Source organism: Pedobacter sp. (genome assembly GCF_965279535.1).
GTDB lineage: Bacteria > Bacteroidota > Bacteroidia > Sphingobacteriales > Sphingobacteriaceae > Pedobacter.
On the sequence record NZ_OZ257244.1, the window covers coordinates 1,031,321 to 1,049,141 of the forward strand.

At 42.9% G+C, this 17,821-nt stretch carries 13 protein-coding genes; 3 read left to right on the forward strand and 10 right to left on the reverse strand.

The features are described from left to right. Nucleotides 1-12: 12 nt before the first annotated feature. Complete coding sequence (locus tag ACQY77_RS04040) at nucleotides 13-582, reverse strand: hypothetical protein (protein WP_421939269.1); 570 nt, start codon at nucleotides 580-582, stop codon at nucleotides 13-15. Nucleotides 583-853: 271 nt separating this feature from the next. Between ACQY77_RS04040 and ACQY77_RS04045 the strand changes: the two genes are divergently transcribed. After that, nucleotides 854-1,804: an alpha/beta hydrolase gene (locus tag ACQY77_RS04045; RefSeq protein WP_421939268.1), complete on the forward strand. Its 951-nt coding sequence runs from the start codon at nucleotides 854-856 to the stop codon at nucleotides 1,802-1,804. A gap of 77 nt (nucleotides 1,805-1,881) precedes the next feature. On the opposite strand, the gene ACQY77_RS04050 is transcribed toward ACQY77_RS04045, so the two are convergent. The 6 genes from ACQY77_RS04050 to ACQY77_RS04075 all read right to left on the reverse strand — a co-directional run bounded on the left by ACQY77_RS04050 (nucleotide 1,882) and on the right by ACQY77_RS04075 (nucleotide 5,847). Beyond that, a complete protein-coding gene (locus tag ACQY77_RS04050; protein ID WP_421939267.1) occupies nucleotides 1,882-2,775 on the reverse strand; it encodes an archaemetzincin in 894 nt (297 codons plus the stop codon). Nucleotides 2,776-2,848: 73 nt separating this feature from the next. Next, the gene (locus tag ACQY77_RS04055) at nucleotides 2,849-3,298 is read right to left on the reverse strand and encodes a DinB family protein (protein WP_421939266.1); all 450 of its coding nucleotides are present in this window, start codon (nucleotides 3,296-3,298) and stop codon (nucleotides 2,849-2,851) included. 56 nt (nucleotides 3,299-3,354) lie between these two features. Further along, on the reverse strand, nucleotides 3,355-3,669 hold the full coding sequence (locus tag ACQY77_RS04060; protein WP_421939265.1) for a hypothetical protein: 315 nt from the start codon (nucleotides 3,667-3,669) through the stop codon (nucleotides 3,355-3,357). 53 nt (nucleotides 3,670-3,722) lie between these two features. Continuing rightward, entirely contained in the window at nucleotides 3,723-4,205 is a 483-nt protein-coding gene (locus ACQY77_RS04065; protein ID WP_421939264.1) for a VOC family protein, read from the reverse strand. 138 nt (nucleotides 4,206-4,343) lie between these two features. Then, entirely contained in the window at nucleotides 4,344-4,802 is a 459-nt protein-coding gene (locus ACQY77_RS04070) for a hypothetical protein (protein ID WP_421939263.1), read from the reverse strand. 67 nt (nucleotides 4,803-4,869) lie between these two features. Beyond that, nucleotides 4,870-5,847, reverse strand: a complete 978-nt coding sequence (locus ACQY77_RS04075) for a family 43 glycosylhydrolase (RefSeq protein WP_421939262.1) — start codon at nucleotides 5,845-5,847, stop codon at nucleotides 4,870-4,872. Between the two features lie 197 nt (nucleotides 5,848-6,044). Here ACQY77_RS04075 and ACQY77_RS04080 point away from each other — a divergent pair, with 197 nt between their 5' ends. Then, the gene (locus ACQY77_RS04080; protein WP_421939261.1) at nucleotides 6,045-7,691 is read left to right on the forward strand and encodes an ABC-F family ATP-binding cassette domain-containing protein; all 1,647 of its coding nucleotides are present in this window, start codon (nucleotides 6,045-6,047) and stop codon (nucleotides 7,689-7,691) included. A 20-nt stretch (nucleotides 7,692-7,711) separates the two neighbouring features. Next, nucleotides 7,712-8,305, forward strand: coding sequence for a TetR/AcrR family transcriptional regulator (locus tag ACQY77_RS04085; RefSeq protein ID WP_421939260.1), 594 nt, complete (start codon nucleotides 7,712-7,714; stop codon nucleotides 8,303-8,305). A 367-nt stretch (nucleotides 8,306-8,672) separates the two neighbouring features. Here ACQY77_RS04085 and ACQY77_RS04090 read toward each other — a convergent pair whose 3' ends face one another. From ACQY77_RS04090 to ACQY77_RS04100, 3 genes are all read right to left on the reverse strand, one after another. Then, nucleotides 8,673-9,038, reverse strand: coding sequence for a SnoaL-like domain-containing protein (locus ACQY77_RS04090; protein ID WP_421939259.1), 366 nt, complete (start codon nucleotides 9,036-9,038; stop codon nucleotides 8,673-8,675). 236 nt (nucleotides 9,039-9,274) lie between these two features. Next, a complete protein-coding gene (locus ACQY77_RS04095) occupies nucleotides 9,275-10,195 on the reverse strand; it encodes a PorP/SprF family type IX secretion system membrane protein (protein WP_421939258.1) in 921 nt (306 codons plus the stop codon). A gap of 12 nt (nucleotides 10,196-10,207) precedes the next feature. After that, a complete protein-coding gene (locus ACQY77_RS04100; protein ID WP_421939257.1) occupies nucleotides 10,208-17,608 on the reverse strand; it encodes a Calx-beta domain-containing protein in 7,401 nt (2,466 codons plus the stop codon). Nucleotides 17,609-17,821: the final 213 nt, after the last annotated feature.

The window sequence follows — 17,821 nt, forward strand, 5'->3', positions numbered from 1 at the left end:
ACGGGTTGTGATTTAGACAATAGCACCAAACAATTCACCTATTTCGCGATCCACGTTTGCCTGAATACTGCTCGGATGATATTTAAACAATGCAGTTAAAGTTCCTTTGTTCTTCCCCTTTCCTGAAACAGACATTTTTAATCCTGCCCTTCGCCCATCAGCATCAACTACAATACCTTTATTCGTACCCTTCACACTGCACCATGCCAGGGTTGTGTAGAGATCGCTTATTGGAGCATACGTAAACCTTGTACCACATTTTTTCTTGCCACCAGAAGACTTACTTGTACACCAATTCAGTACACTACCACTGTAAGTTTTGGATTCATATTCTGCAACCCGTTCTTGCCTGAACTGTTTTTTAAGTTTGTCCATCTCGCTGTTGAGTAATGCAAGCCGCTCAGCAATTGGTGTTGTTGGTGGCAAATCATCAATAGCACCTTTAATAACCTGAAATTTAGCGCGGTAATCGGCTACAAAATAGCTTAATGGCCTAACCTGATAACTTGGTTCGTTCAGCAAAGCGAACGAAGAAACTGATGCTACCATAAGTAACATCATAAGAAGCGATAGTTTTTTCATATTTTTTTGTTTTTATAAAATTATCTAAATCTATAACCACAGTAAATACTCCAAAATGGGTATTCTTAGGCTGAAAAGAATTACAGCATGTTAAATGAAACCAAAACCCAAAGGGAGTGAAAAACTATACATCCGGTCTTCAATCCTTACTCCTTGCTCTTTGGTCTTTGCTCTTTCCTCACTACTTGATTCCCATCCCTAAAAACAATATCTTTAACCTATCAAACGGGTTCCCGATCCGGATAAAGCAGATACCTTAAAACACTAGCAGATGCGTAATTCTTTCAAATTTTCACTGGGCACATTTCTCTTACTATCGGTATTTAGTACGATCTCCTCTACTGCACAAATTATCCTTCACGATAAAAAAACTCAGGTGACTACAAAGACCTTTTATCAAAGAGATACTATTAGCTTAAAACTTGATATTTATTACCAGGGCCAGCTTAAAGACAAAAAACCTACTGTGCTATTTGTATTTGGTGGTGGTTTTGTAACGGGCAAACGTGATAACAAACTCTTTCAGGATTATTTTAACTTTTTAGCAGAAAAAGGTTTTAAAGTAGTAGCTACCGATTACCGGCTGGGCCTGAAGGGGAAGAAGTTTCCTACCCCATTTAATACCTCTGCCCTCCGTGATGCTATTGATACTGCAGTTACCGATGTTTTCAGGGCCAGCAACTACCTGATAAACAACGCTGAAACATTCGGAGTAGATACTTCAATGATCATTCTATCAGGATCTAGTGCCGGAGCCATCACAGCCCTTCATGCCGATTTTAACAAAAGAAATGCAACAGCACTTGCCCGTAATCTTCCTGAGGCTTTCCAATATAAAGGGGTAATATCCTTTGCTGGTGCCATTCTGAGTTACCAGGGCAAACCTAAATATAAAATCCCACCCGCTCCGACTATGCTTTTTCATGGTACAGCCGATAAACTGGTACCTTATAATAAAGTCAGGTTGTTTAACCGAGGGTTTTTCGGTTCTAAGTTCCTTGCCGGCAGGTTTAAAAAAGCAGGATACCCCTATTATTTCCAATATGTTGAGGGAATGGGACATGAGATTGCCGGAACACCAATGAAGGATAAACTCCCGGATATTCTCTGGTTTATTCAAAACTACATCTTTGAGAAAAAACGCTACTTCATGGAAGTAGATTTTAAAGATGCAGATAGTAAACGATCTTTTCAGATGCCGGATAAGAAAAAGCGTTGGTAAAAAATTGAAGCGCTATTCCTATTTCCCTTTTAGATTGATTGATCCGTATGGAAATAGTTACTGCATTTTATAATTACTCAATGTGAATTCAATAAACTGTAGTCATGATTTAACATTACGAGATCTTTTTCCAGGCTGTACTGCTTTAGAAAAGTTATTAACGCAGTTAATCTTCTTTCATTATCATAATCTAAGCTCCAACTTAACTTATGCTGACACTTAGAACATAACCTCAAAATGCTGTTATCAATCTCGGATAGACTATTTGATCCGTTCATAACACATGCTGCAACAATACAGTGCTTTAAACCGAACATATGTCCAATTTCATGCGTACTGATTTTTAGCAAACGGATTAAACTCAGATTAAAATTTTCCCGGGTTAGGCTTCCACGTTGTAACCTATAAACTGAACTTACCGCTAAAGCTTTTTCATAAGAAGCCAATCCAAATACAAAGTTCCAACTTTGCTTAGGAAAGAGATCTTTCTCCGTTATGCCCATTATTGCAAGTGCATCTTTGGGTTTTTTATTTGCCACAACCGAATCACGCAAATGCGTAGCTTGCAGCTGTACCTGGTTTTCTGCCCCCGTTCTCATTGCTTCAGCAGGAACAACATTGTCGTTTAAGCCTGACAAGCCAATCGTTTTGAGTTGAAAAAAAATCTCGATAAACTGACGGGTAATCTCAATTTGCTTTAGTTGTAAGTCATTGAAATTACCTATAGGAACCAGATAAATAGTATGGGCAGACTGATTTGGCTTCAGCGGATTAGATTTTTTAAAATCTTCAATTGACTGTCCTGTTTCTACATGTGCATATAACCAATCACCGGGTTTAGGCTTTGAAAGAGGAATATCATTCTTGGCAACCGCAGCAAAATACGAACAATTCTGATCACAATTACAGGCACAAGAAAACATGAGAAACACGAACAAGCAGATAATGATTTTCTTTACAAATCCTTTCATATAACGGCGGACTATAATATTGTTCAAACGATTATTTAACCCGATAACACCAAACATTTGCAGGCAAATGTTTTCAGCCCCTATCCAATAACCTGCGGTGGTAGTTGATCTGCCCGGTGTGATAAGTCAAATGTGTGGTAAGGTGTATGAGGAAAAACGCTGTTGATGTTTTTTCTTCAAATACCAATAATGGATAGGTTAAATCCAGCTGTTCCGGTTGAATTTTATCAAGTGTACGATCAACAATGATGATGGTTTCGTCTATTAATTTTAACAGTTCCTTCTGTGGGATATCTTTTAAAGAAAACTCCAGTTCACGATTCCGGATGTAACCACTGCCCCCTAAAGTAGCGCCAATATAAGTGTTGAGGTTGCCGATTAAGTGTAAACAAAGATTACCGGCAGAATTCGTTATCTGATGCGCTGTACGCCATATATTCGGTTCGTGCTGATAAGATTCGATTTCAAATCTCAGCTTTTTAAGGTCCCGGTTAAAGAGCTTTTTTAAGGTTTCGGTTAACATAGATTAATTACGAGGAAATATCGCTTCCGACAGCTTTTTTTGAGCTTCAGGCATCGTTACATTATTGTAAATAACTGCCAGAAAGCCAGGATAAAGCTAGTGCAGTACCCAACAACAGAAACCACTTTAAGCTGTTTTAACTTTCCCGACTGCACAAACAATATTCCTGAAATTGTTAATAGGATAATCGCCATTAGGGTTAACAACAACGGATTTTGTAAGGATGCCGGAAATGCAGCAAGATATTCGGCCCGGTCTGCTTCAAATGAAGTATTGCGGTTGGTAACCCTAAACCACCAGATCATGTTAACCATAAAAATGGCCAGTAAAACTATAGCAGATAGAAATTTGGCTATCAATCGTGTTTTCATATGATTATTTTAAGTATAAATATAAGCAATGGTTTAAACATTGCCAGACCTGCCTATCCTTCACCAATCGCCTCAAACAACTCAATTTTATTTCCTTCAATATCCAGAATATGAACAAATTTACCATAATCGTAAGTTTCTACCTTATCTAATATGGTTACCCCTTCCTTTTTCAGTTCTGTTACCAATGCTTCAATATTTTCTACACGATAGTTAATCATAAAGTTTTGTGTAGATGGCTCAAAATATTTGGTCTTTTCAGAAAAGGGTGTCCATAAGGTATAACCTTTTTTAGTAGAGTCAGCCTCCTCCCGCCAGTTAAACCTGGCTCCATAAGGACTGGTGTCTAAACCGAGATGGGTTTTATACCACTGTTTAAATTTTGCAGGATCTTTACACTTGAAGAAAATACCTCCAATACCTGTAACACGCTTCATAGCCATTTCCTTATGGCTACTTTTAGCCAAAATGGAACTGAAAGCGAATCCGAAACCAAATGATGCTACTAAGGCTAAAATGATGAATTTCTTTTTCATATTTACTCTTTTACTTTTAAACAGGCTCTGCTTAAGCTTACCATCTTACAGTATTTACTTGATTGTACTTGCTTATCCTCAACCCATCATGCACAAATCAACGCTTAAAAACCTTTAAGAAGACAGCGCTGTTCTATTCTACTCTCCTTTAATCCGTAAATATTTTTCTGTAATAATCCGGTCTACCCCAGCCTCCGGTACCTTTTCTACCCCTGTCTGAATCAGGGTATCGCCATCAAAATGCACTTTAAAAACAAAGGTTTTACCTTCCCAGTTCTTGTCTTTAAAAAAATCAAGAAACTCAGTGTACTCGTCTCCTTTTACATTGTAACGACCTCCCCCGGCATCAAAACGCTCTGCAGCAACAGCCTGTGCCGACAAATTATGTCTCAGAAATGAAAAATGGGTATCGTTAATGATTTTGATCATGCGTTGATCTTTGGTAAAATCGGTAACTGTTAGCTTGCCTTTGTCGTTAGTTGTAGCACTTAACAATTGCCAGCTTCCCTTAATTTTGGTTGATGAATCTTCTGTTTGCCGGCTACAGGATAAAAAAACTGTGGCACAGCCTAAAAATAATAGTTGAGTTATTTTCATGTGGATGATTAGGTTTTACGTTGTAATTTAAACATTAATCCTAAAATTCATAAATGCCTGTGTATAATTAATCTTTCAGCACATAAGGGCCTGATGCATTCCAGCCAATTTTCTTGTTGGATAAGAGCCAGGTGCGGCCTTTATCGTTATTGCCCTGAAAAAACAAGTAGGTTTTACCGTCACTGTCTTCAAAAATACCGGGATGTCCCGATTCACTTTCGTTCCATTCTCCAGGCTTCCCGTTGGTTATAAATGGTTTGTCACTTAAACGCGTCCAGCTGATTCCATCTTTACTTTTTGCCACACCAATTTGTTGTGGTGCATTATTATAAGCACCAGCATAAAACATGTATAAAGTGTTTCCTTTCTTTATGATAGATGCTGCTTCTATACATTCGCCCTCCCAGGGATATTTCGGATAAAGAATGGAGCTGTCTGCGGCCTGTGTCCAGTCTGATCTTTTAAAATCTGTATTTCCTGGGGCTGTGGCTACCCCCTGCTTTTGAATTTTTCCGGAAGGATCTCTCGTAGCAAAATAGAGAAAATACTTATGCTTAAACTTGTAAACTTCTGCATCTATTGCCCGCCCGTTTGTCCAGTTACCTGTTGGATGAAATATCGGATTACTATTGTTTCGGGTAAATGAAAGCCCATCATCTGAGAAAGCATGGCAGATGGCATCCTTTTCAAAGTTGCCATAAGTTTGATAAAATATATGCACCTTTCCATCAATCACCTTAGCACAGGGTGCACATAATCCTTTTGCTTCATAAACTGCTGCTGGCGTAACCTCGGCAATCTTTTTCCAGTTGTACAAGTCATTACTTTCAGATATACCTATTTTCCAACCGTCCATTCCATTTCCTGTTTTAGGGCTTTTTATAGAATAATACATCAAATACCTGCCCTTAAATTTAATTACCGATGGATCTTTACTAAATGGAAGCCCAACGGAAGTGGTATCAGCATAATACATTTTAGGCAATTGGGCATGTAATAATCCAATCTGTAAAACAATCAGGATAATCAGGTAATATTTTTTCATGATTTGCAGGCGATGTTAATTTCGTAATCTTTATATCTGGTTTTCAGGGTAATAATACCAAATTATTCTAACAATAATGGCATGGCCTAACTGCATGGCCGGTCTGGGCATTTTCTAGTTATCAGATCTGCAATCCAATCATATTTGCTAAAGGAAAAGGTATGTTCATTTTTATTTGACAATTTTGTTAAACAAAAATGAATAATATATATATCTTTGCCCTCGCTCTATCCATTACACCTTACAATTATCCCATGAGCTTAACAATCAAGTCACTAACGTATATCCATCCTGATAACCAGGAACTCTTTTTCGAGCTTAACCTCAGCATAACCAGGGGAGAGAAAGCGGCATTGGTTGGCATTAACGGTGTTGGAAAGTCAACATTGCTAAAAATGATGGCCGGCATAATGCTACCAACTTCGGGAGAAATTTCCGCTGGCGAAAAACCCTGGTATGTACCGCAGCATCTGGGTGAATATGATCAGATAACCATTGCTGAAGCCCTTAGAATGGATAAAAAACTAGCTGCTTTGCAAGCCATACTCGGTGGCAGTGCAGACCCGCAGCACTTTACAAACCTGGATGACGATTGGGAAATAGAGAAAAAAGTAGAAGCTGCACTTCAAAAGTGGGGACTGGAAGATTTTAGTCTGGATGAAAAGCTGGGTAATTTAAGTGGTGGACAGAAAACAAAAGTATTTCTGGCAGCGCTGGATTTGCATGAACCTGAGCTTATTCTTTTAGATGAGCCTTCCAACCATCTTGATGCCGGCACGCGAAAGAAACTCTACAATTTAATTGTACAAAGTAAGGCTACAATACTCGTGGTGAGTCATGACCGGTCATTGCTGAACCTGATGAACAAAACCCTGGAACTGAGCAAGAAAGGTATAACTGTTTTTGGCGGGAACTTTGAATTTTACCAGCAGCAGAAAGAAGAACAGGTAAACGCGCTGAATACCCAGTTGAATGAGCAGGTAAAAACATTAAAACAAACAGAAAAAAAGGCCCGTGAGGTGGCTTATAAAAGACAGATTCAGGAATCGAGGGGAAGGTCTGCAGGTCAAGGCAATTCTATGCCCCGCATTATTGCCGGTGGGTTAAAAAGCAAATCAGAGCGAAGTACTGCTAAAGTTCTGGATGCGCACAATGAAAAGATTTCCAACCTGGCCGAAATTATGCGTGAAACCAAATCGCAGATCCTTCAATACCAGGTGCTCCAGATTAATATCAGGGCTTCTGGGCTACACCCCGGGAAAGTACTGGTTGATGCACAAAACCTTTATTTCGCTTACCAGGCAAAACCATTATGGAGCGAACTCAGCTTTCAGATCCGGTCGGGAGAGCGTATCCGTATTGAAGGGAAAAACGGATCGGGCAAAACCACTTTACTAAAAATCATTACGGGCAATTTAGAGGCGTTGGGGGGTAATTTTAGCCGTGCCGAATTTTCTTATCTTTACCTCGATCAGGATTATACCCTGATTAATCCTAAGCTTAGCATATACGAGCAGGTACAGCATTACAATACGAGGGGCTTGCAGGAACATGAAATTAAAGCATTGCTGATTTATTCACAGTTCGATGCGGCAGCTTTCGACAGGAAATGTGAGGGCTTAAGCGGAGGGGAAAAAATGAAACTGGGTTTATGCTGCCTTTCGGTAAGCAACCAAGCGCCAGATATCCTGATACTGGATGAGCCGACAAACAACCTTGATGTGCAGAGCCTGGAAATTCTTACTGCTGCAGTAAAGGATTTTGAAGGCACATTATTGGTCATTTCGCATGATGATTACTTTATAAATGAAATTGGGATAAATAAAAGTATTATTTTGAGTTAAAACATTCTAAAACAGAGAAGATGCCAATTAAAAATACAGGTACGGAAAACCTCATTAAAGAAACAGCAAAAAGACTTTTTTTTGCTGAGGGAAAACTCCATGCCACCACACAGGAAATAGCAGATGCCGCAGGCGTTAACAGAACATCTCTCCATTACTATTTCCGTTCAAGGGATTTACTGTTAGAAGCCGTTTTCAAGGAAGCGATGCAGGGGCTTAGCCAGCGTTTAAACGAATGCATGGAAGCAAAAAAGCCTTTCAAAGAGAAAATAGCAAGCCTTATCGAGGTGTTTTTAAAGGATATGATTGCTTTTCCTTATCAGGAGACTTTTCTGGTTACCGAAATCAATACCCTGGGCAAAGCACTCATGAACGACATACAGGCCGGCCCTGTAAACACCTTTTTAGCAGAGGTGAAGCATGAAATGGATAAGGGAAGCCTTGAACCAATGGATCCCTTACACTTTTTAATGAACCTTTTTTCATTGCTCTCCTACCCTTTGATTATGGCACCGCTTTACCAGCAGTTGTTTCAGGTGTCGTCAGGTGATTTTGCATTGCTCATCAAACAACGTAAGGAGATCATTCTAACCATGCTATTTAAAAAAAACTAAATCCCTGATCCTGCCAGAAGCTGCTTGAGGCCAATGGTTTTATCTATAAGAGTCGTGGATACCCTGGCCTTAATTTTCCTTAAAATTTTGGGGTATTTCCTTTGCATCAGCAATTTTTTCGTAACTTTAGTATTCGGAATTTGCCATAGGCCAATCTACAGAAAACCGCGCATATACGGCCCTGCAAGTCCAACTTAAGTCCAAGTCAAGTCCAGGGTAAGTCCAACCCAAGTCAAGGTATCCGCCTATATCTAAGCACAGCTTAAATACACTTATCCCTTATCTGAAGCATGTCTCAATCCTTTTACAGATACACAATAGAAAAGCTATAGTTAAGCACCATGGGGCAAGGTTTTAGCGCAGTGGCCTATCCGTTCATCCGGTAAAAAAACTCATCGGCAATAATCTTTCCATCTTTAACTTCATATACACAAATTTCACTCATTTGTATCCGGCCATGTGCTTTGTAAGTCGCATCAATATCCATCACAATGGCGAAATGGTTATCGGCAACGAGTGGATCAGAAACAACTGAACTGTGAATTTCTGAAACACTTTGCTCCCATTGAATGGTTTTATTTTTAACCGCAGCCTTGCCTTCTGTAAATTCCATAGGCGACCCTGCAGGCTCTTTGCTTTTTACCGCTTCAGCGTATAGCTCATCTATCGCCTGATCATGCTTATTTTCACGGCATAACTGAACAAGTCTATCCGCAACCTCTTTTGTACTCATATATCTATATTTTAATTGTGATTATTTAACAATCGCTACAGCCATAATGTGTTAAAAATCAATTAATTTGACCTGTATTTTTCAAATACACAGGATTATCCTTTAGCACCATGATCAATTAGCTGCTTAATATTGTTATCCCTCAAGCATATTCCACATGCATAAACAAAAAATCCCGGCTACTTAATGTAACCGGGATTTATATGGATTCTGAAAGATTATTTTAAACAGAAATACTATTTATTACGGGTAATGCTATAGCTAATTCCAATTTCGTAATCTCCGGCAGTATACCCTTTTAAAGCGGAGGTATTGGTAGTATACATACCATTAATGATTAGCTTATTGTTCCAGTTAACACCTATCCCGAAAGTGGCACTGCCTGTACTGTGGTAAAGGCCAAGCAGGTTTACTTTATTAACGGTTGGAGAATTAAATTCCAGATTTACACCTGCATCCACGATATTATCATAACCTTTAATGCCCCTGTACACCACCTTAGGTTCTACTGTGGCAAAGTTTGTGGGTACTTTGTAGCTGATAGCCGTAAAAAATACCGGCATATCGGCTGCCTGGTAAGCATCTTTTTTAAGCAGGCGTTTCATATTGCTTACTGCACCTTGTATCTGGAGTCTGTTGCTGCTGTAGGCCATTCCAAAGTCAGCGTCCAGATAAGTTTTCCGCTGGTTAACATTATAAACGTCCATATCATCCATATCTCCCTTTAAATCTGCAAGGTTAATGTCCTCATCGGCAAATGAAGCCGACAGGCCAAAACTTAGCCTGCGACTACCTTGATCTAATGGCAAATGATAGGCAAAGGATGCTGATGCACGTGTGCGTTTCAGGAGCCCGGCACGATCATTATTTACCTGCAAGCCCAGGGCAACCTTATCAGCGAAACCATAGTCGGCCGTTACAAACTGGCTAAAAGGCATGCCTGGTATGGTACTGAACTGCGAACGCAGGCCTGCGTTTAGGGTTAATTGCTGTTTCAATCCCGCCATTGCAGGATTGCCCAGGTATTGATTTTGATAATATACCGCACTCATCGGATTAAGCTGTGCCCTACTTTCTACAAAAGCAGAAGTAATTAAGAGCATCGCCATACTGAGTCGGATTAATACCTTATCCATATACTTATTGATTATTTTCATTGTACTGATGTATTAATATTTTCTAACAATAGTGATAAAGCCTTTAAGCGGCTTCACGTTTTTACCGAGATCTATAATGTAGTAATAGGTGTTTTCATCTAATGGAGTTCCATTGATAGTACCATCCCATTCATTGTTATAGCCCTTTTTACCGTACACTTCTCTTCCGGCACGGTCAAATATGCGTACCTCATTGTTTGGATACATGTCAATGTTCTTAACTACAAAGAAGTCGTTCTTTCCGTCACCATTCGGGGTAAGCACATTATTGGCAACCAGGTTATAGTCTTCATTAACCGTAATGGTAATACTTGTTGTACTGGTACAGCCAGAAGCGTTGGTTCCGGTTACGGTATAAGTGGTGGTTTGTGCCGGGCGTACCGTTAATGCAGCCGATTGTTGTCCGCTGATAATACCCGATGCATTTTCCCAAACATATGCTGTTGCACCGCTCGCACTCAGCGTTATCGTTTGCCCTTTACTTATGGTTGTTCCTGCTGAAGCTACAATTTGAAGTTTTGGTAATGCGATAGCTGAGAAACTGAAAGTACGGCTAAAGGTATCTGTACCTCCATTTTGCGTGCCGCCATTGTCTTTCACCGTCACGGTAATTGATGCAGTACCTGCAATGCCACTCAAAGTATAGTTTAATACCGCGTTACCACCCGTAAGCGCTGCTACTGAAAGTGTCGAAAATAACGCCGGGTTATCGGTACTTACACTAATCGTGGTGCTTTGGTTTTGCTCTGTACCTGCTGTAACACCGCTTAGCGCAATTGTTTGTGCATTAGTGGATAAACACTGCTGCTGATTGGCAATAGTTGCGAGGGTTGGTGCAGTATTTGGCGGAAATGCCACGGTTAATACTTGCATAACATCTGTTGCTGCATGGTAAGTGGCATTACCCGCCTGAGAAGCGGTAATGTTAGCCGTACCTACACCTATAATGGTTACTGTATTTCCAGTGATTGTGGCTACTGCCGGATTAGAACTGGTATAGGTAACCGGATTTCCTGAAGCACCTCCGGTGGCGTTAAGCGTAAATGCTGCATCGCCTAAAGTTTTACCTGGTAGCGCAGTGAAAATAATTACCTGGTCTTTCTTATCATTATCTGCAACAGTCGCAATTGCTGTAGCAGCACCAACAGCAGGAACAAAAGTAAATTGTGAAGAGGTTCCGCCTGTTAAGCTTAAACTCACAGTTTCCGGATCTTCATAAAGGTTATCATCCTTAACCACCAACGGAATACTTACAGCGTTCTGCCCTGCCGGGATAATCACCGATCCGCTTAATGCGGTGTAATCTGTTCCGGCTGTGGCCGAACCTGCCACTGTATAATTAACGGTAACATTTTCTGTGGCGGTAATACCTGCTGGCAAGCTGATGCTAAAACTTCCGTTGGTTGATGGCTCTGCTGCATCTGCTGTTTTAGCAATGCTTAGCGCCAGGTTAGCCGCAATGTTTTCATCGTCAGCGATATTAACTGTTGCGTTACCGGCTGCACTAAAGCTGAAGCTGGTAGATGTAGCTCCTGTTAAGGTTGCAACAAGGGTTTCAGTACCTTCGATGATGTTATCGTTCGTAACCAATACCGGAATGGCCACACTGTTCTGCCCTGCCGGGATAATCACTGATCCGCTTAATGCGGTATAATCTGTTCCGGCTGTTGCCGAACCTGCCACTGTATAATTAACCGTAATGTTTTCTGTAGCAGTAATACCTGCTGGCAAGCTGATGGTGAAACTTCCGTTAGTTGATGGCTCTGCGGCATCTGCTGTTTTAGCAATGCTTAGCGTCAGGTTAGCCACGATGTTTTCATCATCCGCAATGTTAACTGTTGCGTTACCCGCTGCACTAAAGCTGAAACTGGCTGAAGTCGCTCCTGTTAAGGTTGCAACCAGGGTTTCAGTACCTTCGATGATGTTATCGTTCGTAACCAATACCGGAATGGCCACACTGTTCTGCCCTGCCGGGATAATCACCGATCCGCTTAATGCGGTATAATCTGTTCCGGCTGTTGCCGAACCTGCTACTGTATAATTAACGGTAACATTTTCTATGGTGGTAATACCTGCTGGCAAGCTGATGGTGAAACTTCCGTTAGTTGATGGCTCTGCGGCATCTGCTGTTTTAGCAATGCTTAGCGCCAGGTTAGCCGCGATGTTTTCATCATCCGCAATATTAACTGTTGCGTTACCCGCTGCACTAAAGCTGAAACTGGCTGAAGTCGCTCCCGTTAAGGTTGCAACCAGGGTTTCAGTACCTTCAATGATGTTATCGTTCGTAACCAATACCGGAATGGCCACACTGTTCTGCCCTGCCGGGATAATCACCGATCCGCTTAATGCGGTATAATCTGTTCCGGCTGTGGCCGAACCTGCTACTGTATAATTAACGGTAACATTTTCTGTGGCGGTAATGCCTGCTGGCAAGCTGATGCTAAAGCCTCCGTTGGTTGATGGCTCTGCGGCATCTGCTGTTTTAGCAATGCTTAGCACACGGTTGGCAACTGTATTGTCATCGTCTGTAATGTTCATGGTAACCGGGATCGCATTCGCAGTAATAGCAGAACCGAAACCGGCAGTACTTGTACCTGATAAGGCAAGGATGATGGTCTCGGTATTTTCAATGATTCCATCGTTAACCACCCTAACCGGTATATCTACATAATTCTGTCCTGCCGGAATAACAATTGTACCCAAAGGCAGGTAATCTGTACCTGCTCCGGTAGCGGTGCTGGCCACATTAACAAAGTAAGTGACGTTAATATTCACCGGACAAAGGATGTTCGGCGGTAAGCTTACCCTATAATTTCCGTTTGTACCTGGTTCTGCAGCATCAGCAGTTTTGCTCAGCGTTAAAACCCTGTTTGCAAGCGTATTGTCCTCATCGGTAATATTGGCGGTTGCAGTGTTCGAAGCTGGAGTAGCTGAAGCCGGGAAGGTAAAACTGGCAGAGCTTCCTCCAGTGATGGTTACAATCACCGTCTCGGTCGCTTCCATATACCAGTCGTCAATAACCTGTACATTTAGCGGAACACTGTTTTGTCCGGCAGGGATAACCACACTACCACTTAAGGCGGTATAATCAACGCCTGGCGTAGCGGTACCTGCTACGGTGTAGTTTACGGTAATGTCTTCTGATGATACCGGGGCACTGGCATCCATTAACTGGATGTTAAAGCCTCCATTGGTAACGGGTTCGCCTGCATGGGCAGTCCTTACAATGCGCAGGGTTCTTTTGGCCAGGGTATTGTCATTGTCTGCAATATCCAGTGATGCTGTGGTGGCACCCGATACTGGTGTGAACAAAAGTCCGCTTCCTGTTGTGCCCCCTGTAAGGTTCAACACTACTGTTTCTGTTGCCTCAATAATATTATCATCATTTGCAGCTACAGTTAGCGCTACACTGTTCTGCCCTGCCGGGATAATGGCTGTTCCGCTCAAGGCAGCATAGTCTGTTCCGGCTGTTGCAGAACCCGAAACGGTATAATTAACCGTAATATCCGATCCTGCTGTAATGCCTGCTGGCAAACTGATGCTAAAGCTTCCATTGGTTGAAGGCTCGGCCGCATCTGCCGTTTTAGCCATGCTCAGTACCCGGTTAGCCGGGATGTTTTCATCATCACCGATCGTGGCAGTGGCACTTGGGTTGGTCGCATCTGCGGTGTAAGTTAAGCTGGCAGAAGTACCTCCTGTTATGGTCAGGATCACTGTTTCATCACCTTCTATCAACTGATCGTTGGTAACGTTTATCGCTACCGGAACACTGTTCTGGCCAGCTGGAATAATTACCGTACTGCCCGGATCAGCATAGTCTGCACCTTTAGTAGCCGTTCCGCCTAAGGTATAGTTTACCGTAATGTCTTCGGCAGCGGTCAGCCCCGAAGGCAAGCCGATTTGGAAAGCGGCGCTGGTACCGGGCTCTGCACCGTCGGCTGTTTTGCTTACCGCCAATACCTGGTTAGCCGCTACGGCATCGTTATCGGTTATGGTAGCGGTAGCCGAAGGACCAAAGATATAGGTAAAACCCGGAGAGGTAACGCTGGTAATGGTTATCACCACATTTTCCAATCCTTCTATAATGCTATCGTCCACTACATTGGCCACTACTGCGTTTGCACCAGATCCGCTCGTGGTAATGATTGTAGAACCACTGAAATGAGTGGCTAAAGGCGTGTAATCAGCATCTTTTACGGCTGTACCCGTTACGGTATAGTTAACGGTTGTGTTTTCTGATGGGATAATTCCGGTTGGGAAAGCAATTTTAAACCGCAATCCAACTCCTCCTTCTACTCCATCACGGTCCACGGTTACTTCTACCACGCGGTTGGCAGCGGTATTGTCATCATCGGCAATGTTCATGGTAACCGGGATCGCATTCGCAGTAATAGCAGAACCGAAACCGGCAGTACTTGTGCCTGATAAGGCAAGGATGATGGTTTCGTTATTTTCAATGATCCCATCGTTAACTACCCTAACCGGTATATCTACATAGTTCTGGCCTGCCGGGATAACAATGGTACTAAAAGGCAGGTAGTCTGTTCCGGCTCCGGTAGCCGTGCTCGCAGCATTAACAAAGTAAGTGACGTTAATATTTACCGGGCATAGGATGTTGGGTGGTAAACTTACCCTGTAGTTTCCATTGGTTGATGGCTCTGCTGCATCAGCAGTTTTGCTCAGCGTTACTACCCGGTTTGCAGGCGTATTGTCCTCATCGGTAATATTGGCTGTTGCAGTGTTCGAAGCTGCTGTAGCTGAAGCCGGGAAGGTAAAACTGGCAGAGCTTCCTCCGGTGATGTTTACAATTACCGTTTCGGTCGCTTCCATATACCAGTCGTTAATAACCTGTACATTTAGCGGAACACTGTTTTGTCCGGCAGGAATAACCACACTACCAGTTAAGGCGGTATAATCAACGCCTGGCGTAGCGGTACCTGCTACGGTATAGTTTACGGTAATGTCTTCTGATGATACCGGGGCACTGGCATCCATTAACTGGATGCTAAAGCTACCATTGGTAGCGGGCTCGCCTGCATGGGCAGTCCTCACAATGCGCAGGGTTCTTTTGGCCAGGGTATTGTCGTTGTCTGTAATATCCAATGAGGCGCTTTCACTGCCTGTTGCTGCTGTATAAGTTAAGCCGGTGGCTGTACCGCCTGTAACTGTAAGTACAACGGTTTCCGTTAACTCAATGGCATTGTCATCATTTGCAGTTACGGTAACCGCCACACTGTTTTGTCCTGCCGGGATAATGGCTGTTCCGCTCAAGGCGGTGTAATCTGTTCCGGCTGTTGCCGAACCGGAAACAGTATAATTAACTGTAATATCCGATCCTGCTGTAATGCCTGCTGGCAAACTGATGCTAAAGCTTCCATTGGTTGAAGGCTCGGCCGCATCTGCCGTTTTAGCCATGCTCAGTACCCGGTTAGCCGGGATGTTTTCATCATCACCGATCGTGGCAGTGGCACTTGGGTTGGTCGCATCTGCGGTGTAAGTTAAGCTGGCAGAAGTACCTCCTGTTATGGTCAGGATCACTGTTTCATCACCTTCTATCAACTGATCGTTGGTAACGTTTATCGCTACCGGAACACTGTTCTGGCCAGCTGGAATAATTACCGTACTGCCCGGATCAGCATAGTCTGCACCTTTAGTAGCCGTTCCGCCTAAGGTATAGTTTACCGTAATGTCTTCGGCAGCGGTTAGCCCCGAAGGTAAGCTGATTTGGAAAGCGGCGCTGGTACCGGGCTCTGCACCGTCGGCCGTTTTGCTTATCGCCAATACCTGGTTAGCCGCTACAGCATCGTTATCGGTTATGGTAGCGGTAGCCGCAGGACCAAAGGTATAGGTGAAACCCGGAGAGGTAACGCTGGTAATGGTCATCACCACATTTTCCAATCCTTCTATAATGCTATCATCTACTACATTGGCTACTACTGCATTTGCACCAGATCCGCTCGTGGTAATGATTGTAGAACCACTGAAATGAGTGGCTAAAGGCGTGTAATCGGTACCTTTTACAGCTGTACCCGTTACGGTATAGTTAACGGTTGTGTTTTCTGAAGGGATAATTCCGGTTGGGAAAGCAATTTTAAACCGCAATCCAACTCCTCCTTCTACTCCATCACGGTCCACGGTTACTTCTACCACGCGGTTGGCAGCGGTATTGTCATCGTCGGCAATGTTCATGGTAACCGGGGTAGAATTCGCCGTAATAGCAGAACCGAAACCGGCAGTACTTGTGCCTGTTAGTGCAAAGATGATGGTCTCGGTATTTTCAATGATCCCATCATTAACTACTCTAAGGGGTATATCTACATAATTCTGGCCTGCCGGGATAACAATGGTACTAAAAGGCAGGTAGTCTGTTCCGGCTCCGGTAGCCGTGCTCGCAGCATTAACAAAGTAAGTTACGTTAATATTTACCGGGCATAGGATGTTGGATGGTAAACTTACCCTGTAGTTTCCGTTGGTTGATGGCTCTGCAGCATCAGCAGTTTTGCTCAGCGTTACTACCCTGTTTGCAGGCGTATTGTCCTCATCGGTAATATTGGCTGTTGCAGTGTTCGATGCTGCTGTAGCTGAAGCCGGGAAGGTAAAACTGGCAGAGCTTCCTCCAGTGATGTTTACAATTACCGTTTCGGTCGCTTCCATATACCAGTCGTCAATAACCTGTACATTTAGCGGAACACTGTTTTGTCCGGCAGGAATAACCACACTACCAGTTAAGGCGGTATAATCAACGCCTGGGGTAGCGGTACCTGCTACGGTATAGTTTACGGTAATGTCTTCTGACGATACCGGGACACTGGCATCCATTAACTGGATGCTAAAGCCACCGTTGGTAGCGGGTTCGCCTGCATGGCCGGTCCTCACAATGCGCAGGGTTCTTTTGGCTAAGGTATTATCATCATCTACAATATCCAAAGAAGCGGTTTCACTGCCAGCTTCAGGAACAAAGGCATCAAGGCCATCGTTACCACCTGTAACGGTTAAGGTTAGGGATTCTGTAAGCTCAATAATTTTATCATCTGCCGCAGTTACCGTTATGGTTACACCATTCTGGCCGGCAGCAATAATAGCTGTTCCGGTCAACGCGTTATAATCAGCTGCTGTGGCTGTGCCCCCCAGCGTATAGTTTACCGTTATTGGATTAATGGCGGTAACACCTGCCGGGAGTTTAATGGTAAAGCTTCCTGCTGCTCCTCCTTCGGTAGCATTGGCATTAGCCTGCACACTCAGCGTTCCGTTTGGCGCGTGGTGTTTGTTGCTTACCCGCAGGTTTGCACTCGAATAGATTGCCGGATAGGGCAAATCAGACCGGTTAGCAGTATGGCCGGGCCGATAATGATCGGAGGCGCACAAACTGGAAACCCGTAACATAATAAGGCTGCTAAGTAGTAGTCTTTTCATTTGTAAGTAGGGATAGTTTTAAAAAAGAAATGTTATAATCGGATTAGAAAAGTATTCGGGATAAAGAATTGGGGCTCCAAAGGGCCTGAATATTTCGGCATGGCTGCACCGATGGGTATGGATACAGCTTGCGCCTGTAATGCGCTAAAATTTAGGCTTTTCATTATATAGAATCGGGGATAGATTTTGACGGAATAGAGCTGAATATGAGGT